Origin of the sequence: Acinetobacter sp. CIP 51.11, assembly GCF_000369665.1 — a bacterium.
Lineage (GTDB): Bacteria > Pseudomonadota > Gammaproteobacteria > Pseudomonadales > Moraxellaceae > Acinetobacter > Acinetobacter lwoffii_S.
The window spans coordinates 68,722-90,714 of the sequence record NZ_KB850128.1; the positions used below are offsets into that span (position 1 = coordinate 68,722).

The 21,993-nt window shown below is 37.5% G+C and carries 19 protein-coding genes; 1 reads left to right on the plus strand and 18 read right to left on the minus strand.

The window, feature by feature from the left end:
- Positions 1-55 precede the first annotated feature (55 nt).
- Positions 56-1,432 carry a phosphohexomutase domain-containing protein gene (locus F894_RS00680; RefSeq protein ID WP_005245380.1) on the plus strand — a complete coding sequence of 459 codons (1,377 nt, stop codon included), beginning with the start codon at positions 56-58 and terminating at the stop codon, positions 1,430-1,432.
- An 81-nt stretch (positions 1,433-1,513) separates the two neighbouring features.
- On the opposite strand, the gene F894_RS00685 is transcribed toward F894_RS00680, so the two are convergent.
- From F894_RS00685 to F894_RS00770, 18 genes are all read right to left on the minus strand, one after another.
- Entirely contained in the window at positions 1,514-2,383 is an 870-nt protein-coding gene (locus F894_RS00685) for a beta-1,6-N-acetylglucosaminyltransferase (RefSeq protein ID WP_005245382.1), read from the minus strand.
- 5 nt (positions 2,384-2,388) lie between these two features.
- Complete coding sequence (gene galE / locus F894_RS00690) at positions 2,389-3,405, minus strand: UDP-glucose 4-epimerase GalE (protein WP_005245391.1); 1,017 nt, start codon at positions 3,403-3,405, stop codon at positions 2,389-2,391.
- Position 3,406: 1 nt separating this feature from the next.
- Positions 3,407-5,065: a glucose-6-phosphate isomerase gene (gene pgi / locus F894_RS00695; RefSeq protein WP_005245393.1), complete on the minus strand. Its 1,659-nt coding sequence runs from the start codon at positions 5,063-5,065 to the stop codon at positions 3,407-3,409.
- Positions 5,065-6,321, minus strand: coding sequence for a nucleotide sugar dehydrogenase (locus F894_RS00700; RefSeq protein ID WP_005245395.1), 1,257 nt, complete (start codon positions 6,319-6,321; stop codon positions 5,065-5,067). The genes pgi and F894_RS00700 overlap by 1 nt, the downstream gene beginning before the upstream one ends.
- Positions 6,322-6,345: 24 nt before the next feature.
- Entirely contained in the window at positions 6,346-7,221 is an 876-nt protein-coding gene (gene galU, locus F894_RS00705) for a UTP--glucose-1-phosphate uridylyltransferase GalU (protein WP_005245396.1), read from the minus strand.
- A 12-nt stretch (positions 7,222-7,233) separates the two neighbouring features.
- On the minus strand, positions 7,234-9,108 hold the full coding sequence (locus tag F894_RS00710) for a polysaccharide biosynthesis protein (protein WP_005245397.1): 1,875 nt from the start codon (positions 9,106-9,108) through the stop codon (positions 7,234-7,236).
- Positions 9,109-9,238: 130 nt separating this feature from the next.
- Positions 9,239-10,408: a DegT/DnrJ/EryC1/StrS family aminotransferase gene (locus F894_RS00715; protein ID WP_005245400.1), complete on the minus strand. Its 1,170-nt coding sequence runs from the start codon at positions 10,406-10,408 to the stop codon at positions 9,239-9,241.
- Positions 10,409-10,439: 31 nt separating this feature from the next.
- Entirely contained in the window at positions 10,440-11,093 is a 654-nt protein-coding gene (locus F894_RS00720) for an acetyltransferase (RefSeq protein ID WP_005245402.1), read from the minus strand.
- Positions 11,093-11,701 (minus strand): sugar transferase, encoded by a 609-nt coding sequence (locus F894_RS00725; RefSeq protein ID WP_005245404.1) that lies wholly within the window; start codon positions 11,699-11,701, stop codon positions 11,093-11,095. The genes F894_RS00720 and F894_RS00725 overlap by 1 nt, the downstream gene beginning before the upstream one ends.
- Positions 11,694-12,911: a glycosyltransferase family 4 protein gene (locus tag F894_RS00730; protein ID WP_005245405.1), complete on the minus strand. Its 1,218-nt coding sequence runs from the start codon at positions 12,909-12,911 to the stop codon at positions 11,694-11,696. Before F894_RS00730 ends, F894_RS00725 begins: the two co-directional genes overlap by 8 nt.
- A gap of 3 nt (positions 12,912-12,914) precedes the next feature.
- Positions 12,915-14,045, minus strand: coding sequence for a non-hydrolyzing UDP-N-acetylglucosamine 2-epimerase (wecB, locus tag F894_RS00735; protein WP_005245407.1), 1,131 nt, complete (start codon positions 14,043-14,045; stop codon positions 12,915-12,917).
- Positions 14,046-14,056: 11 nt separating this feature from the next.
- A complete protein-coding gene (gene wbjC / locus F894_RS00740; protein ID WP_005245408.1) occupies positions 14,057-15,169 on the minus strand; it encodes a UDP-2-acetamido-2,6-beta-L-arabino-hexul-4-ose reductase in 1,113 nt (370 codons plus the stop codon).
- 2 nt (positions 15,170-15,171) lie between these two features.
- A complete protein-coding gene (locus F894_RS00745; RefSeq protein ID WP_005245410.1) occupies positions 15,172-16,209 on the minus strand; it encodes a polysaccharide biosynthesis protein in 1,038 nt (345 codons plus the stop codon).
- 3 nt (positions 16,210-16,212) lie between these two features.
- Positions 16,213-17,226, minus strand: coding sequence for a glycosyltransferase (locus F894_RS00750; RefSeq protein ID WP_005245413.1), 1,014 nt, complete (start codon positions 17,224-17,226; stop codon positions 16,213-16,215).
- Between the two features lie 8 nt (positions 17,227-17,234).
- Entirely contained in the window at positions 17,235-18,386 is a 1,152-nt protein-coding gene (locus F894_RS00755) for a glycosyltransferase family 4 protein (protein WP_005245414.1), read from the minus strand.
- Positions 18,387-18,393: 7 nt separating this feature from the next.
- Complete coding sequence (locus F894_RS00760; protein ID WP_005245415.1) at positions 18,394-19,737, minus strand: O-antigen polymerase; 1,344 nt, start codon at positions 19,735-19,737, stop codon at positions 18,394-18,396.
- Positions 19,737-20,705: a glycosyltransferase family 2 protein gene (locus tag F894_RS00765; protein ID WP_005245416.1), complete on the minus strand. Its 969-nt coding sequence runs from the start codon at positions 20,703-20,705 to the stop codon at positions 19,737-19,739. The genes F894_RS00760 and F894_RS00765 overlap by 1 nt, the downstream gene beginning before the upstream one ends.
- Positions 20,706-20,857: 152 nt before the next feature.
- Positions 20,858-21,988 (minus strand): polysaccharide pyruvyl transferase family protein, encoded by a 1,131-nt coding sequence (locus F894_RS00770; RefSeq protein ID WP_005245417.1) that lies wholly within the window; start codon positions 21,986-21,988, stop codon positions 20,858-20,860.
- Between the last annotated feature and the right edge of the window lie 5 nt (positions 21,989-21,993).

Consider the following 21,993-nt stretch of genomic DNA (forward strand, 5'->3'; position numbering starts at 1 on the left):
AATTGAATCGAGGCTGGGAAACCGGCCTTTTTTCTTCTAAATGGAGAGCCTCTAAATGACAAAACTGACTTGCTTCAAAGCCTATGATATTCGCGGCAAACTGGGTAGCGAACTCAATGAAGAGATTGCCTATAAAATTGGCCGTGCTTATGGACAGATCTATCAGCTTAAAACAGTTGTCATTGGCTGTGATATTCGACTCAGCAGTGAAGGTTTAAAACAGGCGACCATTCGCGGTTTAAATGATGCCGGGGTTAATGTGCTGGATCTCGGCATGACCGGGACTGAAGAAGTTTATTTCGCGGCCTTCCACCTCGATGTACAAGGTGGAATTGAAGTCACTGCCAGCCATAATCCGATGGACTATAACGGCATGAAACTGGTGCGTGAAAATGCCCGTCCGATTAGTGCAGATACAGGCTTAAAAGAAATTCAGGCCTTGGCAGAATCGGGACAATTCATTGAAGTTAGCCAAAAAGGTCATACTGAAAAATATAATATCCTGCCAGAGTTTATCGATCACCTGATGACCTATATCGATCCGGCAAAAATCCGCCCGATGAAACTGGTGATGAATGCCGGTAATGGTGCCGCAGGTCATGTGGTGGATGCGCTTGAACAGAAGTTTCAACAGCTACAGATCCCGGTTAAATTTGTCAAAATTCACAATGAGGCCGATGGTAACTTCCCGAATGGTATCCCCAATCCAATTCTGGTTGAAAACCGTGATAGCACCCGTAATGCGGTCATTCAGCATGGTGCGGATATGGGCATTGCCTGGGATGGCGACTTTGACCGCTGCTTCCTGTTCGATGAAAAAGGTCAGTTCATTGAAGGTTATTATATTGTTGGCCTTCTGGCTCAGGCATTCTTGCTGAAGCAGTCCGGTGAAAAAATTGTGCATGACCCGCGTCTGGTCTGGAATACGCTCGATGTCGTGGAGCAGTATCAGGGGATTACCGTCCAATCAAAATCAGGTCATGCCTTCATTAAAGATGTCATGCGTGAACATAATGCAGCCTATGGCGGGGAAATGAGTGCCCATCATTATTTCCGTGATTTTGCTTACTGTGACAGCGGCATGATTCCATGGTTATTGGCTATGGCTGTACTATCTGAAACAGGAAAATCCTTATCTTCTCTCGTGGAAGAAATGATCGCCAAGTTCCCATGTTCAGGTGAAATTAATTTCAAAGTTGCAGATACCCAAGCAACCATCCAGAAACTTTTCGATCATTATGCCGAGCAGAAACCTGAAATTGACCAGACCGACGGCGTGAGCCTGAATTTTGGTAGCTGGCGTTTTAATGTGCGTGCATCCAATACTGAACCATTATTGCGTTTGAATATTGAAAGCCGCCGTGATCATCATCCACGCCCAATGCAGGAGTATGTTGATGAGCTGACCCAGCTGATCCAGGGCGAATCATAATTCCTCAAAAGCCTGAAAACAGTGCCCTTTAAACCAGAGAAAAGATTCCAGTTTTTAGGGTACTTTTCCGACTTGAAGCTTTTATGGAAAATGTTTTTCGAGTATATCCACTGTGATATTTGGATTCATTTTCCGCGCAAACAGCATGCCTGATTGCCTCATTTTATCAAAATCCGATTCATCTAAAGTCCTTGGATAATCCGGTCCTGAATCCCAATCAATATATCTTAGTCCACCTTCACAAACGTTTTGCTCATCTTCGGGGCAGTATATTTTTTCTTTTAAATACGAATTATAAATAATAGTATGAAAATAAACTTCATCTGCACAAATTGAATTCTTAAATGCTAAATCATAATTTTTATTATTTTCTATAAAAGCTAAAATATAACTAACAGCTTGATTACTTAGGGTAAACCATTGTGAGCCTTTATAAAGTTTTGGTAATTTATCAATATCCTGATTAAATAAACCAATTTTATGCAGAAAAGTTAAAATTTTACATTTAATTTTTATCCATATTGATTTTTTCTTATTCAGAAAAAATTTTGGATATAAATATTTAACCTGAATCGCAGGATCTGCAAGATACTCATAACCTATATATTCCCGATCATTGGTTAAAAGATATTTTTCTATATGCTCTACCTTCATCAATGGAATATCATCACCGGATAAAAGAGAAAAATACTGATAATCAAATTGACTTGCATAATTTAAGAGTTTTAGGGTGGTTTCAATTTGAGTATAACCACCCCACTCCACATCAGTTCTATCTGTTAAAAAATGTATTTGTGGACTATTTGGTAAAAATTTTCTTATATGAGCAATATCCGATTTCTTATCAACATGAATAAGAATAATACTATTGCTGCTAGTAATTAGCTTTTCCACCAAATAAATTAAGGGATTGGTTAAACGATGACAAACAATCCCATAAATAAAATTCATATTTATTATCCATATCCTTTGGGATTCTGCTTCTGCCAGTTCCAGCTGTCGGCGAGCATATCCTCCAAGCCATATTTAGCTACCCAGCCAAGTTCCTGTACAGCGCGTGTATTGTCTGCAAAACAGGTTGCCACATCCCCTTCACGACGTGGTACAAATTCAAATGGAACATCAACCTCATTCACCTGCTCAAAGGTATTCTTGACTTGCAGGACTGAAATTCCATTGCCAGTACCAATATTCCAAGCTCGGCAACCTTGAGAAACTAGACGGTTCTTCAGGGCACACAGATGTGCATTGGCCAGATCCCCTACATGAATATAGTCCCGCACGCCGGTACCATCGACCGTGTCATAATCATGACCAAAAATAGACAGCTTTTCACGACGACCTACAGCCACCTGAGTTACATAAGGCATTAAATTATTTGGGATACCTTGTGGATCTTCCCCAATCTGACCACTTTTATGTGCACCGACTGGATTAAAATAACGCAATAAGGCAATCGACCAGCGTTCATCCGCCACAGCCAATTTTTCTAGTAGCTGCTCAACTATTAGTTTGGTATAACCATAGTTATTCGTTGGTATGCCAGTAGGCATCTCTTCATTTAAGGGTGAAGGATTGTTTTCCCCATAGACCGTAGCCGACGAGCTAAATACCAGTTTAAACACCTGTGCGCGCTGCATAGCCTGAACCAGACTGATTGAACCGGCAATATTGTTGTCAAAATAGGCCAAAGGAATCTGCTGGCTTTCCCCCACCGCTTTCAATCCGGCAAAATGAATCACCGCATCAATCGAATTTTGCTGAAAGACCTGATCGAGTAACTGGCTATCCCGGATATCTCCTTCAACAAAGGTCAGGCTTTTGTGACTTAACTGCTGGACACGATTTAAAGACTCAGCTGAGCTATTGCACAGATTATCCAGCACGATCACTTCATGTCCAGCATTCAGCAATTCCACACAGGTATGTGAACCAATATAGCCTGCTCCACCCGTTACCAAAATTTTAGCCATATTACTTTCCTAACAAAATTTTAATTAAGCCTTGGGTAGAACCGTCCAAACCATTCAGATCGGTTTGTTCGCCATTCAGTATTGGCAATAGCTGGTTGGCAATTTCCTTGCCCTTTTCTACGCCCCACTGGTCAAACGGATTGATATTCCACAGCACAGACTGAACAAATACCTTATGTTCATAGAGTGCAATTAGCATGCCCAAACTGTATGGATTCAACTCTTGCAGCAACAAGGTACTACTCGGCTGATTACCTTCATACTGCTTATAGGCCGGCAAGCTTGCCAATTCGGCCTGATCCAGCGCTTCATTGCCAAAAGCCAGTAAACGCGACTGCGCCAGACAGTTAGATAAGGCCAGATGATGTTGTTCTACCAATGCTTCGGCACTGTCTGCATAGGTATATTGCTGGCTGTTATAACGCTCTACCGGCGCAATAAAATCACAGCTAACTGACTGAGTGCCCTGATGCAATAATTGATAGAAGGCATGCTGGGCATTCGGCCCCACTTCACCCCAGATGATCGGACAGGTATCAAACTGGACTTTCTCTCCATTACGCTGGATTGACTTACCATTTGATTCCATTTCCAGCTGTTGCAAGTAAGATGCAAAATATTTCAGCCGTCCGTCATAAGGCAGAATCGCATGGGTCTGAATATCCAGAAAATTGGTATTCCAGGCTCCCAACAATCCCATCAATACCGGAATATTGCGTTCAAAAGGCTGGTACTGAAAATGCTGATCCACTGCATAGGCGCCAGCGAGCAGCTGCTTAAAGCCTTCAATCCCGATACTCAAGACAATTGGCAGTCCGATACAGGACCAAAGTGAATAACGCCCGCCAACCCAGTCCCAAAGCAATAACTGGTTTTCCGGTGCGATACCCCACGCGGTCATTTTTTCCGGCTTGGTTGATACTCCAATAAAATGATGCTTAAGAATATAAGGATGCTGACCTAAAGCCTTTTCCAGCCATAAACGGACTGTTTGTGCATTAGTCAGAGTATCAATGGTGCCAAAGGATTTGGAGGAAATAATAAACAGTGTCGTTTCCGGACGCAGCTGATGCAACAGCTCGGACAGCTGACTACCATCCATGGTCGAAACAAAATGTACGTTGAGTGGCTGGGCAGACTGGTATTTAAAATCAGATAAAGCGTGCGTGACCATCAAAGGACCCAGATCTGATCCACCAACACCAATATTGACCACATCCTGAATCACTTCCCCGGTAGCACCGCGACGCTGTCCAGCATGAATCTGTTCCACTAGGGCATACATCCGCTCCAGCTGGGCATGTACGTCTGCTGCCAGATCAGCATGCTGTTGGTCCTGTTTAGGCAGGCGTAGTGCCCAGTGCATGGCAGCACGCTGCTCGGTATAGTTGATTTCCTGATTAGAAAATAGGGAGCCAATCCAGGATCTGAGGTTCTGTGCATCGGCCCATTCGATCAGGCCCTGCAGCACATTTTTATTGATTCTGTGTTTACTATAGTCAAATAGCAGTTGTTCAAACTGGATAGAATATCGATTAAAGCGCTCTGGGTCAGCTGCAAACAGCTCCCGCAAATGCTCAGACTGAAGCTGTTCTTTATTCGAGGCGAGTTTCTGACACACAGTTTCAGTGTCGAGATTTGGATTAAAATGGCTCAACATTAACGTCCTACCCCAATATAATTAAAACCACGTGTCTTGATATACGTCGGATCATACAGGTTACGCCCATCCAGAATCAGGGGATGCTGCATCAGCTTGATCAAATATGGATAATCCGGACTGCCATACTGTTTCCATGCCGTAATCAGACACAAGGCATGCGCCCCTTCCACGGCCTGATACTGGTCTTTACACAGGATCAGATCTTCCCGTGGCCCATAGACCTTTTCAATATTTGCGATTGCCTGAGGGTCATGTAACTTGACCGTCACGCCTTGCGCCCACAAAGCGGTCAGCATGGCATGTACCGGAGACTGTTGGATACTCGGTGTATTTTCCTTAAAGGCTGCACCCCAAATCGCAATGACTTTACCCTTTAAGTCTCCACGGAAATAGTTCCAGAGTTTACGAAACAGTAATTCTTTTTGCTGTTCGTTAATGTCCCAGACCTGTTCCAGCAACTGGTTTTTTACCCCTGAATCTGCCACGGCGTGAGTAAGCGTCCGGATATCATGGGAGAAATTCTCTCCACCAAAACCAACGCCGGGGAACAGATAGGCAGAACCAATCCGGTTATCCGCAGCCATGCCTTGCCGTACCTGTTCAATATCAATGCCAAGCTTTTCTGCCACACTGGCCAGATCATTCATATAACTGATCCGGGTGGCCAGCATGCCGGAAATACTCAGCTTGGTAAATTCGGCATCCAGAACCGGCATAAATAGATACTGCTGCGCGCGTGGAAATAGGGGACGTAATAATTCTTTGATTTTAGGCTGTATATCTGCATGATCACAGCCCACAATCAGCTGGGTGGCCTGAGTAAAGCTACGCAATGCATTCCCTTCCTGGATAATATCTGGCAGATAAATCCAGTCATCATTCGGCAGCAACTGCTGAAAACGTTGCGTGCCATGCAAGCCAAAGGTCGAGGCATTAATCATTAGTTTGGGATGGGCAAAACAGGCATGCCGGATGGTATCTACCATCTGAAACGCCTGTTGCTCTTCAGTCGCATTAAAACTGAAGAAAAAAACATCCTGATTAAAATCCAGATGCTGAAAATCGCAACAGTTTAAAAAGCCAGACTTTTCCTGTTTTTGCAGTAATAGCTGGAGGGACTCATCCTGGAAATAGGGCCGAGCCGAATCATCTGCACCGAAGCTATTACACCAGACCACCTGATGGCCACATTCAGATAAAAGAGCTGAAATGACTCCAGAAAATAGGGTTTTTCCCAATACTGCGACTTTCATATTATTCCTTTTTATTATTTTTTCTTACAAAGCCAGTTCCTGAATTAATGCTTTAAACTCGGCACCGAGTTTAGGATGATCCATTCCATAATGTAAAACAGCTTTTAGATAACCCAACTTGCTGCCACAGTCAAAAGTCTGGCCTTTCATACGATAGGCTTCTACAGCTTCTGTTTGTTGCAGCATGGCAATTGCATCGGTCAGCTGGATTTCATTGCCTGCCCCGCGTGGTGTCTGCTCTAAAAGCTGCATGATCTTGGCGGGTAGAATATAACGCCCGACCACAGACAGGTTTGAAGGTGCTGTACCCACTGCCGGTTTCTCGACAATGCCTTGCATGACAATACTGTTCCCTTCCGCAGGCACTGCTGCAACATCAACAATGCCATACTGGTCCACCAGATGTTCAGGCACTGCTTCAACCATGATTTGTGAAGCTTGAGATTGTACATAGCGCTGAATCATGCGTGACAGGTCATTTTCCGGATCCTGATCTTTCACCAGCACATCCGGTAACAACACCGCAAAATCATCATCGCCAATCACGGCTTTGGCACATAATACCGCATGGCCCAAACCTAAAGGCTGAGGCTGACGTACACTAATCACACTGACAGCTGCAGGCAAAATTTCAGTAATTTCTTTGAGTAAGTCGGTCTTATTTTTTTGCTCAAGGGTGGTTTCAAGTTCAAAGTTACGGTCAAAATAGTTTTCAATCGAAGCCTTGGAAGAATGGGTCACCAGAATAATCTGCTCAATTCCGGCAGCAACTGCTTCACGGACCACATATTCAATCGCAGGGCGATCGACAACAGTTACCATCTCTTTGGGAATGGATTTGCTGGCAGGTAAAAAACGCGTACCTAGACCCGCCACAGGGAGAATTGCTTTCTTGATCATATCTATAAAAACCTAGTTCACTTTTATTTCGTTACCGCGTACATAACCATCCACATAATGTTCTAGTTGTGCCAGTGCCCATTCAATGTCAGCCTGAGTCGCGGTAAGTTCATGCATATGGTTAAATACTGCCAGAATTTCTGTCAATGGATAATGTTTTTCGACAGATCGTCGAATGCGCGTATGCGCAGTAATTTCTGTATTTTCTTCGTCAATCAGCAGTTCTTCATAGAGTTTTTCGCCTGGACGTAGCCCAGTATATTGAATTTCAATATCGCCATTCGGGTTTTTATCATCTCTGACTTTGAGTCCACTGAGGGAAATCATTTGTCGTGCCAGATCCTGAATCCGTACCGGCTCGCCCATGTCCAGCAAGAATACATCTCCACCAGTACCCAAAGCACCCGCCTGAATCACCAGCTGCGAGGCTTCCGGAATGGTCATAAAGAAACGGGTCACTTCTGGATCAGTCACGGTAATCGGACCGCCTTTGGCAATTTGCTGTTTAAACAGCGGCACGACCGAGCCCGAAGAACCGAGCACATTACCAAAGCGCACAATACTGATCTGGGTCTGATCCTGAGCCTCTGCCATAGCCTGACAGTATAGTTCTGCCATACGTTTAGTTGCACCCATGACATTGGTTGGACGTACTGCTTTATCGGTTGAAATCAGCACAAAGGTTTCTACGCCTTTTTTCACCGCAGCATTCACACTAAAGGCAGTTCCAACGGCATTATTTTTCAAACCTGCCAGCGGATTACACTCCACCAGTGGCACATGCTTATAAGCAGCAGCGTGATAAACGGTTTGTACGCCATATTGTTCAATCACCCGTTCTAACTTACGTTCGTCGAGAACTGAACCTAAAATTGGAATAATTTCACAGCTTGCCGTAAGACGTAATTCTTTATCAATACGATATAAAGCAAATTCTGTCAGTTCATAAATGATAATTTTGACAGGCTGATTTTTAATAATTTGGCGACATAGTTCTGAACCAATCGAGCCACCCGCGCCTGTGACCATGACTACTTTATTTTTAATATTTTTAGTCAAAAGCGCTGGAACTGGTGGTACAGGATCACGCCCTAGTAAATCAATAATATCCACTTCCTGAATATCAGAAATTCGAATTTCACCATTGACCAGTTTAGTCAGCCCCGGAATCTCGGTAATTTTTAAATGAGCCGGCTCTAAAAACTTGATAATTTCACTTTTACGTATTCGCCCTACTGACGGCAGTGCAATTAGAATTTCATCAATTTTGAATTTTGTAAAACATTTCAAAGCAGTATGTGGTAAAAAAACTTGGATACCACCAATATTTTGGCCACTTAAAGAAGGATCATCATCAATAAATATAATCGGTAGATGTTCATTAGAACGGTTTAAAGTAGCTGCTACCTGCTGACCAGCATAACCTGCTCCATAAATCGCTATGCGTTTTTTCGGTACACCTGACTTCAAATAAGATTGAACGACAAAACGAATAATACCCCGGCTGAACCAAACCCAAGCGAACATCATAAAGCCAAACATTAAAGGGATTGAGGTCGGAATAAACGCATGCGTACTATAAGCCAACAAATACAAACCAATCACGCTTAATATGGTTGCCAGACCTAATTTGGCAATAAAAAATTCATTAAAAGTACGAACAATAAAACGGTATACACCACAAATAAACAGCGCAAAGACTGCAATAGCACTGACCCAAACTGAACCAAAGGGAATATTGGGTACAACTTCTGCACCGAGATCAAACTGTCGAATGACATAACAAAGCCAGATCAGAACCGGGAAAATAAAGAAGTCCAAGACGACCAAAAATACTAATTTTGCTGATCGTGGAGATTCAACTAATGGCAAGATGATAGATTTCACGTGATGTGTCTTCTCAATATGACTTATAAGTTTCAACTCAATTTAAATATTAGAATGCCTAAATTGAAACCTGGATAAATTTATTAAATGCACCTAGCGGCACATTCTACGTGACTGAATCATTGATAGATTATATACGACCAATCACTTGTTGAATGCCATATTCGGTTGTCTGAATATTATCTTCTGTTAATGTCGGATGCACCAAAAACATTAAACTGGTTTCACCCAATTGCTGCGCATTTTTCAAACGTTCTACTGGACGCCATTTTGTATGATCAAACGCATGCTCCAAATAGACCTCTGAGCAAGATCCGCTAAAACAAGGCACGTCCAAAGCATTAATCTCTGCCATAATTCGGTCACGTGACCAGCCTTCAGGCAAGGCATCGATATTGACTTGCACATAACATTTATAAGCAGCATGTACATAATCATCGGATGGGCGATGTACAGTAAAATATGGACTATTCTCAAAACAACTCAAAATTCTTTCAGCATTTTTAGTACGTTTTTCTGTCCATTCCGACATCATTTTGAGCTGAATACGCCCAAGCACTGCCTGCATTTCCATCATGCGCCAGTTGGTACCAAATGAATCATGCAACCAACGGAAACCCGGCGGATGCTGTTTATTATATATACTATCAAAGTTCTTGCCATGGTCTTTATAAGACCACATTTTTTTCCATAAATTTTCATCATTGGTGGTGACCATGCCACCTTCACCGCCCGTAGTCATAATCTTGTCCTGACAGAAGGACCAGGCACCAATATGACCAATTGAACCGGCAGATTTGCCTTTGTATCTTGCTCCATGCGCCTGTGCACAATCTTCGATTACATACAGGCCTTTATCGGAAGCCAACTGCATGATCGGGTCCATATCACACATCCAACCTGCCAGATGCACACAAATGATGGCTTTGGTATTGGGTGTGATGACCGCTTCAATGGTCCGACGGGAGATATTTTGGGAGTCCAGTTCAACATCGGCAAAGACCGGGTTTGCTCCTGCCGTGACAATGGAGCTGGCAGAAGCTAAAAAAGTACGGGAAGTGACAATTACGTCATCGCCTGCGCCAATGCCTAATGCCTTGAGCGCAACATCTAGCGCTACTGTCCCATTGGCCAATGCGACTGCATATTTAGTTTCTGCGAACTGAGCAAATTCTTTTTCAAACTCTCGGCATTCCTGTCCAGTCCAGTAATTGACTTTATTCGACAACAAAACCTGGGAAACCGCATCCGCTTCTTCCTGAGTAAAACTTGGCCATGGTTCAAATGCAGTGTTTAACATGATGTTTCCTGAATTTTTAAAATTTAAAAAATTATTTTTTCTCTAGAATTCGTGCCGGATTGCCAATTACCGTTACCCCCGGTGGCACGCTTTTGGTGACTACTGCACCCATACCGACTACTGCGCCCTTACCAATCACCAAAGGTTTTTCGAGTGCACCCTGTTTAATCACGGCACCTGTACCAATATAGGCGTGATCTTCGATATGGATATTGCCATTGCATTTCACCCCGGGAGCAAAGGTGACATAATCACCGATGACACAGTCATGAGCGACATAGCTATAAATATTGGCATGAAAGAATTTTCCAATTTTGATATTGGATGTCAGACAAGTGAAAGGACAAAGTAAACTTCCTTCACCAATATGCACCTCATCTAGAATAACTGTATTGCCTGCATGAACATCTAGATGCTGTATCTGGTCCTCATTTAAACGCTGAACCAGTTTTTCACGAACTTGACTATTCGCGATAGCAATGGTTACAGCCTTATGGGTATGTGGTGTAGCGAGAAAATCCTGATAACTTAGAACAACATAGCCATTTAAACTATTGCCAGCTTGGCTATCATCGATAAAAACAAAGTTATCTTTGGCTAAGGTTGGAAATTGCTGGCGAACCAATGGCATAACTTCTTTACCAAAACCACTTGCACCGTAAACACCAATATATAAAGCTTTCATTATGTTTCGTCCTTGTGTTGTGAGCCAGTAAAACGTGTCATAGTCGCTTCACCCTCGGCACTGATATCATCTTTTGCTAAAACTTTATGTACCGTTTTAAACATGATTTTGAAGTCGAGCCAAATGGACTGATTTTCGACGTACCAGGTATCCAGCTTGAATTTTTCTTCCCAGCCAATTGCATTGCGGCCATTGACCTGCGCGTAACCCGTCATGCCCGGTCTTACATCATGGCGTTTGGCCTGTTCTGAATCATAAAGTGGAAGATATTCCATCAGCAGGGGGCGTGGACCAACAATACTCATATCCCCCTTGATTACATTCCACAGTTCCGGCATTTCATCCAGACTGGTAGAACGCAGCATTTGACCAAAAGGCGTTAAACGTTCACTGTCCGGCAATAGGTTACCCTGCTCGTCCACAGCATCTTTCATGGTCCGGAACTTGATCATTTCAAAGGGCTTGCCATGCAAACCGGGACGCACCTGGCGAAACAAGACCGGCGAACCTAAATTCTTTTTTACTTTGTAAGAAACGAATGCATAAAGTGGTGAAAGCAGGATCAGAGCGATGGAAGCGATGATAATATCGAGAAGGCGCTTAATCATGTTGTACCTTTTCAAAAACTTCAATGAACTGTTTAACGCCACTTTCTAAAGATAATTCCTGTAAATAATAATTACGCGCATTCAAGCCCATTTGTAGTTGCTCACTAGCAGGTAAGTGATAAATTTTTAAAATAGCTTGCTGAATACTTTCTACATTTTCAGATATTGCTACACAACCGCACTCAGCAGCTTTTACAAGATCAGCAGCATTACCCTCTACAGCCATTAACACGGGTTTACCCATCGCCATATAAGCCTGAGTTTTAGAAGGTACTGTGATTTCAAATAAAGGGTCTTTTTTTAAGTGTACCAGTAATAGATTAGACAGCTCTAATACACCTCCAACTTCAGCCATAGGCATACGAGGGATAAAAATCGCGTTAGATATATTTTCAACAATTAAACGTTGTTTTAAACGCTCAGTTTCTGTACCCCCACCAACAAATACAAATTGAATATCCTTAATATGTTGGACTTTTTTAGCAACCTCTAAAATAGTATCTAAAGCCTGAGCTTTCCCCATATTTCCTGCAAAAACAATATTAAATTTGTTCTGCATGAGTTGTTGATATTCAACCTTTGCAGACTGAGCCTGAGTTAAACTCTGCTCATCACACCAATTATAAATAATGCTAATTTTTTCTTCTGGTACACCACGTTCTGTCAGCAGCTTTTTAAAGCCAGGACATAACACGACAATATGATCAACAAATCTATAAACTAGCTTACAGATTGAACCAATAAGATTTAGAATTTTATTATTATTTAGCATGCCTGTTGCTTTTAGAGTATCAGGCCACATATCCTGAATGTCATAGACAATCGGTGTACGTCGAAAAAGCTTAATAAAAATAGCAGCTATCCCCACAGTTAATGGGGGATGATAAGCATAAATGACATCGGCTTTTCTGGTCGCAAAAATACCAAAAAGCATTGCCATAAAAGCAAAGCTAATATAATTAAAAATTCTTTTTAACGCAGAGCCATCATGATTAGGATATAAAGCAACACGTAAAATGGATATTCCATCTACTTCTTCACGTTGATAAAGTTTTAATTTATACCCATCATAAATTTTCCCACCTGGGTAATTTGGAAACCCCGTGAGTACCTGAACATCATGACCTTGTCGTTTTAACTCTTTGGCAAAAGCCAGTCCTTTAAAAGTAGGTTCAGGATCAAACCACTGCGTTAAAAGAAGAATTTTCATATTTTAGTACTTCTTCCATACCACACGGTTAACATAGTCGGTATAGCTTAAAATTATACGCGCCACCTTTTCACTCACGTTTGGCATACTATAGTCAGCAACTAAGCGCAATAATCGTTCTTCGCCACGTGGTTGATGATCTAAAATTTCTAAACCTTGTAAAGTCCGCTCTGCAGTTAAACCCACCATCATCACCGCAGCTTCTTCCATACCTTCAGGACGTTCATGCGCCTGACGTAAGTTCAAAGCAGGAAAATTCAGAATAGAAGATTCTTCATTAATGGTACCACTATCCGACAACGTTGCTTTTGCAGAAAGTTGCAACTTATTGTAATCACTGAATCCAAGTGGTTTTAATAACTGAATAAGTGGATGAAATTCAACATTTAGCTCTTCAATACGCTTACGGGTACGAGGGTGCGTTGAAACAATCACAGGATATTGATATTTCTCAGCCACTGCATTCAGCATCTTAACCAGATCTAAAAAGTTTTGATCCGAATTAATATTTTCTTCACGATGCGCACTGACAATAAAATATTGATGTTCATTTAAGTCCAGACGCTCTAATACATCTGATGCTTCAATTTTAGCCTTGTAGTGATTTAACACTTCAAACATTGGGCTACCTGTTTTAATCACCTGATCTGCAGGTAGGCCTTCTGCTAACAAGTAATCTCGTGCGATCGTACTATAAGTTAAATTAATGTCAGCAGTATGATCGACAATGCGACGGTTAATTTCTTCTGGCACTCGCATATCAAAACAACGGTTCCCAGCTTCCATATGGAAAGTTGGAATCTTACGACGCTTAGCAGGAATAACCGCCATACAGCTATTCGTATCGCCCAACACAAGTAATGCTTCTGGTTGCACTTCTTCTAATACTTTATCTACAGCAATAATCACATTACCAATCGTTTCTGCACCTGTTGCACCAGCAGCATTTAAAAAATGGTCAGGTTTACGAATACCCAAATCGGTAAAGAAAATTTCATTGAGTTCATAATCATAGTTTTGGCCTGTATGTACCAGAACATGATCAAAATATTGATCACACGCAGACATAACACGTGATAAACGAATAATTTCAGGACGCGTTCCAACAACGGTCATTAATTTTAATTTCTTCACAATCTTAACTCTTAATGTGTTAGTGGCATGGCATAAGTATCTGGTTTTTCACGGTAAAATATTTCATTTGCCCAGAGCATCACTACCATTTCATCTTCACCAATATTGGTAATATCATGGGTCCAACCTGGCACAGTTTCCACAATTCGTGGTTCATCACCACAAGTTTCAAGCTCATAGAACTCACCTGTAACCACATGCTTAAACTTAAATAATGCCTTACCTTTAATTACCAAGAATTTTTCTGTTTTGGTGTGATGATAATGTCCACCACGCGTAATCCCCGGATGTGCAGTAAAGTAGGAGAACTGCCCTGCATCGGGCGTTTTCAGCATTTCAACAAATACTCCACGCTGGTCGCCATACTTAGGTACGCTATAGTCAAACTGTTCAGGCTTTAAAAAACTTAAATAAGTTGAATACAATGCACGAGTTAAACCAGTACCCACTCGATCTGTAATCAAGCTTTCACGTGACTGTTTAAAACCTGCCAGCATTTTAGCCAACTCACCTACGCTGATTTGATATTCAGGTTGTATGACAAAAACTTGTTCTACTTGTTGTGTACCCTGAATAATATTCCAGAATGACTCTACGACATCATCCACATAGACTAGGCGAATAAGCGCATTTTCATCATGAATCTGAATCGGTAAGTCATGTGCAGTGTTATAGCAAAATGTTGCAACAGCCGAGTTATAATTTGGACGTGACCACTTACCAAATACATTGGCCAAGCGGCAAATATATACAAGGTTGCCTTGCTGTTGATGAAGGTCCAATAGGGCTTGTTCACCGCCCAATTTACTCTTTCCATAAACATTGTCACGCTCCGCCTGAATAGACGAAGAAAGAATAATAGGTGTCTGCTTTTTTGCTCGCTTAAGAATATCTGCAATTTTTTGCGTCAGCGTAATATTTCCCTCAATAAACTCTTGCTCATTTAAAGGGCGGTTTATTCCTGCTAAATGTACAATCCAGTCCGCAGCAAGTACAGATTGCTCTAATTCTTCTGAGCTAGAATCTCGGTTAAATTTTAAAACTTCGATTTCTGATTTTTCAGACAGGAATTGAATTAAGTTTTTTGCAATAAAACCGTGGGAACCTGTGACTAAAATTTTCATGTTTAAGCCTCTGGATCTATATATTGACCTTGAGTTAAAGCACGCACAAATTCAAGTTTTAACAATAACTTTTTCATACCTTTAACATCTAAACGCTCAGTATTATGCGAATTATAATCTTCGTATTGAGTAATTTTTAAATCACCATCTTCAACATATTTTTCATAATTGAGGTCACGCTGGTCAGCTGGCACTCGGAAGTAATCACCATGGTCAATAGCTACAACCATTTCTTCACGGCTGAGTAAGGCTTCATAGGCTTTTTCACCGTGACGCGTACCCATAATTGAAACCGGATGGTCTTCTACATTGAGTAATTCTTTTAATGCTTGAGCTAGTACTTCAATCGTTGCTGCTGGAGCTTTTTGAACAAAGATATCGCCATTTTCGCCATGTTCAAAAGCATACAATACCAGATCAACCGCATCTTCTAATGTCATCATGAAACGAGTCATGTTTGGATCGGTAATCGTTAAAGATTTTCCTTGACGAATTTGATCTACAAATAATGGAATCACAGAACCACGTGAAGCCATGACATTCCCGTAACGTGTACCACAAATCACAGTTTCAAGTTCTTCTAAGTTACGTGACTTCGCCACCATGACTTTTTCCATCATGGCTTTAGAAATACCCATAGCATTGATAGGATAGACAGCTTTATCTGTACTTAAGCATACCACACGTTTTACACGGTTTTGAATCGCAGCTTCTAAAACATTTTCAGTGCCAAGAACATTGGTTTTAACCGCTTCCATTGGATGAAATTCACAAGAGGGAACTTGTTTTAATGCTGCAGCATGATAAATATAATCAACACCACGAGAGGCATTAAGAATACTATTGTAGTCACGTACATCACCAATATAGAATTTAAGCTTAGATGAATGGTATTTTTTACGCATATCATCTTGCTTTTTTTCGTCCCGACTAAAAATACGAATTTCTTTAATATCCGTTTCTAAAAATCGGTTTAAAACAGCATTTCCGAATGAACCCGTACCGCCTGTAATAAGTAAAGTTTTGTTTACAAAAGTCATTATTTAATCCGCTAAAAGTTGCATAATCTTAGAAATATCGTTTTCAATCAATTTTTGGGCATATGGTAATTCATTCTGGACAGCTGTTACTATTGCATTTTTCATAGATTCTACACTGTAAGGATTAAAAACTAAGGAAGGTTCACACACTTCATAGGTATAATTCAAATCTGCTGCAATAATTTTACATCCCCCATCAATAGCTTCTGCGAGTCCCAAACCAAAACTCTCAGCTAATGAAGGAAATATTAAATATTCATGGCTTAAATAAAATTCAGCTAGCTTTTCTCTTTCAATAAAACCAACATTTCTAATAGGATAACCTAAATTTATTTTTTCTTTAATAAGACCACATAGATTAATATCTGAAATTGGTACAGTAATTGTTAAGCTCCCTTTTTTTATTTCATCATAAGCCAAACAAAAAGACTCTATTAATTTATAGTGATTTTTATGAGGAGAGCTATTGCTTACATAAAGAAAACTTTCTGGCACTTTTTTCTGAGTAAATTCACAGAAATCAAGCGGAGGATAAAATGGAGCAATAATAATTTTTTTATTGGATTTTGATAAATATTTATAGGAAAACCCATTCGCAATATAGTTACTTTGAACCAGCCAATAATCTGCATTTTTTTTAAAAAAATTTAGAAAAATTTGTTTAGCAATATAAGTAAATTTATTTTTAAAGGAAAAGTTTTTAGGAATATGTAGAAATAATGGTTGATGAAAATAAACAAAAACTTTAGACCTTAAACGAATAGTAGGTGGTAAATTACCAAAGCAGAAAACTTTATTAAATTTATTTTTATTTTTATTATAAAAAAAATGTCGCTCTAATATAGAGTTAGATATAAACTCTTTTCTATTAACTGGTATATCACTAAAGCAATTTTCAACCCTTAAATCAAGTAAGTAAAAAACATCTAATGATTTTTTTTCAAAAAAATCAATTAGATAATTAAGGAGAACCAAACCACCTCCATTATTTATATATACAGCATCTAATAAAATCATAAAAAACCTTAAACCATCGACTCAAATAAATATTTCCATCTGGACATAATATTATCAACAGCATACTTTTCAGATTTAAGAGTACATGCTTTAGATAATACTAGTCTTTTTTCAGCCATCTCAATCATATCAATTATTTTAAGAGATAATTCTTCAATATCTCCATTATTAGCAAGTAAACCGCAATCATTATTTTCTATAATATCAGAAGGACCGGTTTCACAATCAAATGCCACCATAGGTAAACCACATGCCAGACATTCTAACATCACTAAAGGAAGACCTTCATATCGTGATGGCAATACATAAAAAGAACTCTTCATTAGCTCATAAGAAACTTGTTGAGTGACACCACATAATTGTACAGTTTTTTTTAGATTTAACTCATTGATCAAACCATTAAGACTTTCTTCTAAAGAACCACTACCATAAATATCAAGCTTCCACATTGGATATAAATTAATTACTCGACTCCATGCTTTAATTAATAGATCAAAACCCTTTTCATACTCTAAACGACCTAAAGAAATCACTCTACGAGAATCAACATCATATTGATTAGGAAAAGTTTTTATAGAGGAAGGATTAGGAATAACCAATACATTCTCGTTAGTTTTCAACCACTCATCTTTTGACTTTTCAGTTAAAACAACTAAAGCATCTAATTTTTTTGTTTGTTTTACAATCTGTAATTCTCGTAATTTAGCTATGTACTGCCAAAAAAAACTATTACCTTTATTTGCTAATAAATTTCTTGTACGAATACCATTACTAAAGTGTGCTTCATAAATTTTTTTAGCAGGATGCTGAACTTTATATAAAAACTCTAGCTCTTTCCCCCCCATACTTATTAGAACATCTATTTTATTTTTTGATAAAAATAAATCTAAAAGATTTTTATATTCAATTAACTTCTTATATGTATATATTGTTTTTGATATAAAATTATTATTATAAATAATATTAAAAAATAATTTAAATTTATATACTTCAACCCCTTTATCCAATTGAAAAAAAGGTTCTTCTCCATCAGGCATATCAGTTGTAATAATATATATATTATATCTGCCACTTTTAGCCAAATAGTTAACCTTTTGAGTCAACACTCGTTCCATACCACCCGCTTTATGTAAGCTAGGAATAAAATATAATAAATTCATACAAACCTTAAGATCTTTTCTTATCAAATAAGTAATTGAGCAATAATAGAATCATCAGCATCCAAAAAACATTTTTCAGACCCCAAAAATAGTCAATTCTTGGGTAAAAAACAGACTGACCAACTAAATAAAAATATATTACAGAAAAATAAATACTATTAAGAGATTTTAATTTTGTCTTCTTGATTACCCAACCAAACGCAAAGAAAACAAAAATAACTCCCAACAAACCAAAAGATAAGTATGCCTCCCCAACCATACTTGTTCCTAAGCCATAATTAGCATTAGGTCCAAATGTAAGATAAGTAGGAAACAGACCTGAAGTCTTATAAACTTCTACTGGCAAAAGATCAATAAAAAAACCAGAAAAAGGAAAAACAGATAATAAAGTAGGTAGTTCATTTAAGAAAAATAGACTACCGAAGTTATCAACATAATCATATAAAATATATAAATTTCTATTCGTGCCTATTAAGTCCATAAATATATCAAAAGGTAAACCAGGCAACGTGTCATTAGAGGATGAAAAAACTAACTTTTGATTTTCTCGAATTAACATTATTATATATAAAAAATTTGCACCTAGAAAACAAAAAAGTAGAGTTGTTTTAATTGTTATCTTTCTAACCTCTCTAGAATATACTGCTAATAACATAATAAAAAGATTTACAGCAAGCAACCTAGTTCCAGTACTCAGCATAAACATAGCTACAAATACAATACTAATTAAAGCAACTTTCCTTAAAAAATAGTTCTTTGAATAATAAAATATAGAGGCTAATAGCATGCTAAATATAAAAATCAAAATTTGGGCATATCCAAAAGTATCATTTTTTTGTACACTTACTCCCAAATCACCAGAATATAAGGCTTTTGTTATATTATAGCCCCCAAAAATTACAAATAAGAAAATTGAAAAATACAAAAGAAAAATAATAGAATAAATAGTATTAGAATTAATAATAAAATTTTTTCTTACTTTGTGAATATAAGTATAATTTTGATTGTATTGCGTAACACCAAAAACATAAAAGCAGTATGCTACCAAGGCAACAGCTGTTGCTTTATTAACAACATTTTGATTATATGGAAATATAAATGAACTTACATACGTATAATCTACAATATAAAAGACAGGATATATAAAATTACTAAATAAAAAAGCTATTGAAAATAGTATACCAAAACCAAATCCTTCTTTTACATCATTAATATATGTATTTAATAAAAAAACAATTAGAAAAATAATTAATAGAAACAAACAATACTTATAAGAGTATTGCTCAGGCGCAAATATATATATAAATAATGATACAAAACAAAAAAACATATTAAATAATAAACTTACCATTATCTATATCCCTTAAAAGTCGAATATAGAATTAAAGCAAACCATCTAAAAGAAAAAAACAAATAAGCTAAAATAGAAAGTCTTTTATTCATTGTAAAAATCAGAAACTTCTCTTGAACACCACTATCAATTATAGTAACCTTGAAATCATTCCATATTTTTTTGAAAATCAACAAATCCCTACAGTCCCTTAATAAATCAAATTTTTTCTTACTAAAACCAATATTTAATGTATTTTTAAAATCACTTTTATCTTTAAAAAAAATATTTAAATTTTCACAAACTTCTATCAAGTTATTTAAATGAGACTCTTTAATCTGAGCAGTATATGAATTTGAATTCCAACGAATATAATTATATAAAGGCAATTCAACAGAAACTATTTTTGAAGAAAAATAAATAATTTGAGGAATTAACATATAATCCTCACCATAATTCACACCCTCTTTAAAAACTAAATTATTTTTCTTATAGACATCTAAACGGATTAATTTATTCCAAATAGAGGGAGGTATTTTAGCTGCTAATATATCATTCAAATATTGATCTTTATCTAAAAAACCATTTTTCACTTCAATACTTATTTTTTTAAACTCTAAGTAATAATTGCATAAAACAATATCTGCTTTTTCCTCTATAGCTTTATTTAACATTAACTCTACCGTATGAACATCAATATAATCATCACCATCAACTTGCAATAAATACTCACCCGTTGCATTTAAAATACCTGTGTTTCTAGTAGCCGCAATACCTTTATTAATTTCGTGATGAATAATTTTAACTTGATTTTTTCGTTCTGGAAATTTTACCAATATTTTTTTTAATATTTCTAAAGAATTATCAGGTGTACAATCATCTACAAAAATATATTCAATATTTTCATAACTCTGCAAGAACAACGATGTGGCACATTTTTCTATAAAATCTGCTACATTATACATTGGAACAAAAATAGACACTTTCATTGAATTTAAATCTTTCTTAAAAGGTGCTGAAAAAATATATTATGAAAGTTTAATATCATAATAAAAGATTATAGCTTATTTATAAACTATCTTCTTCATAATTGCTGTATAAAAAATAAATATTTCTTCAAAATATTAAAAAAATTTATTACTTAAATTTTAACTCCCGTGAAATTTAAAGAAGCACGAATTTTCATCTCATCATTTTTTTTTGGTTTGATATACTTATTATCATTATTTAACACTGAAATTATCAAATTAGCCTTTTCTTTATAATCATATTCATCATCAAACATTCTAAATTTTTTATCATAATCCACATTATCTAAAAAATCTTTACACTTTCTATGATACTCATTTAACATAAAGGGTGTTTCAGAAAAACAAGCAAAAATTGCGGCATGGAGACGTGTAGATATTATAAAATCGCAATCCGAAATTTCATTCCAAATTCTGCGTGTATCTCTTGTATAATATACAATCTCATAACTTAAAGGATTTACACTTTCAATGGTCTTTTTAGTTAATTCTAAATCACCAAAGACAGAATGACCATTAATTATAAAAAATTTAAAATGAACATTTTCGTTTTTATCAATGGTTTTTAATAATTCATTAATATTACTATTTCGCTTATTCTCTTGATTTAAATTATTTAAATTTGTAATACTTTCTACAGGGCAAACACTAACCCCTATAACTTTTTTTCCATTTATTTTATTTCTTTTCTCAGAAAAATCATAAATTTCTGGTAATAAAGCTGCTAAATCAAAAGCATTTACCACATTATAAGGTAAGTCTAAATTCTGCACATAATCAAATGAGGCTTGATCTCGAACCGCCAAAAAGTCTATATTTTTTAAATATTCAATTATAGCCTTTTCATCTTTAATTGATCTGAACGGCCCAATAGACACACCGATCCCCCCAATTTTTATTTTATTACTCCCTTTTATTTTACTTTCTACTGCTATACGCTTAATATCATTTTTTAATAATTCATGATGTAATGTAGATCCACCAGAGGAAATTAGATAGTTAGTTGAAGCTAATAAAAATCTATTCTGAAATCTATAAGTTTTAGGAATTGTTAACGGATACCCTCTTATTTTATTGGTAGTTATTGGCAGATTACTTTCTTTTGCTAAAAATATATTCTCATTCTTGTTCCAATACTTTTTAGCTCCCCATGAGGTAACTTCTATAAATGCATCATCACCTGCATTTAATTGCCCATAGTAACCTGTAAATAAAATATCTGAATTAAAAAATCTAATTTTCATATAAT

Coding starts and splice junctions, on each gene's coding strand:
- F894_RS00715 (WP_005245400.1), bottom strand. CDS start 10,408: ATGTTAAACACTGCATTTGAACCATGGCCAAGTTTTACTCAGGAAGAA.
- F894_RS00700 (WP_005245395.1), bottom strand. CDS start 6,321: ATGAAAGTCGCAGTATTGGGAAAAACCCTATTTTCTGGAGTCATTTCA.
- F894_RS00760 (WP_005245415.1), bottom strand. CDS start 19,737: ATGGTAAGTTTATTATTTAATATGTTTTTTTGTTTTGTATCATTATTT.
- galE (WP_005245391.1), bottom strand. CDS start 3,405: ATGGCTAAAATTTTGGTAACGGGTGGAGCAGGCTATATTGGTTCACAT.
- F894_RS00750 (WP_005245413.1), bottom strand. CDS start 17,226: ATGATTTTATTAGATGCTGTATATATAAATAATGGAGGTGGTTTGGTT.
- F894_RS00770 (WP_005245417.1), bottom strand. CDS start 21,988: ATGAAAATTAGATTTTTTAATTCAGATATTTTATTTACAGGTTACTAT.
- F894_RS00685 (WP_005245382.1), bottom strand. CDS start 2,383: ATGAATTTTATTTATGGGATTGTTTGTCATCGTTTAACCAATCCCTTA.
- F894_RS00755 (WP_005245414.1), bottom strand. CDS start 18,386: ATGAATTTATTATATTTTATTCCTAGCTTACATAAAGCGGGTGGTATG.
- F894_RS00745 (WP_005245410.1), bottom strand. CDS start 16,209: ATGACTTTTGTAAACAAAACTTTACTTATTACAGGCGGTACGGGTTCA.
- galU (WP_005245396.1), bottom strand. CDS start 7,221: ATGATCAAGAAAGCAATTCTCCCTGTGGCGGGTCTAGGTACGCGTTTT.
- F894_RS00720 (WP_005245402.1), bottom strand. CDS start 11,093: ATGAAAGCTTTATATATTGGTGTTTACGGTGCAAGTGGTTTTGGTAAA.
- pgi (WP_005245393.1), bottom strand. CDS start 5,065: ATGTTGAGCCATTTTAATCCAAATCTCGACACTGAAACTGTGTGTCAG.
- F894_RS00725 (WP_005245404.1), bottom strand. CDS start 11,701: ATGATTAAGCGCCTTCTCGATATTATCATCGCTTCCATCGCTCTGATC.
- F894_RS00765 (WP_005245416.1), bottom strand. CDS start 20,705: ATGAAAGTGTCTATTTTTGTTCCAATGTATAATGTAGCAGATTTTATA.
- wbjC (WP_005245408.1), bottom strand. CDS start 15,169: ATGAAAATTTTAGTCACAGGTTCCCACGGTTTTATTGCAAAAAACTTA.
- F894_RS00730 (WP_005245405.1), bottom strand. CDS start 12,911: ATGAAAATTCTTCTTTTAACGCAGTGGTTTGATCCTGAACCTACTTTT.
- F894_RS00680 (WP_005245380.1), top strand. CDS start 56: ATGACAAAACTGACTTGCTTCAAAGCCTATGATATTCGCGGCAAACTG.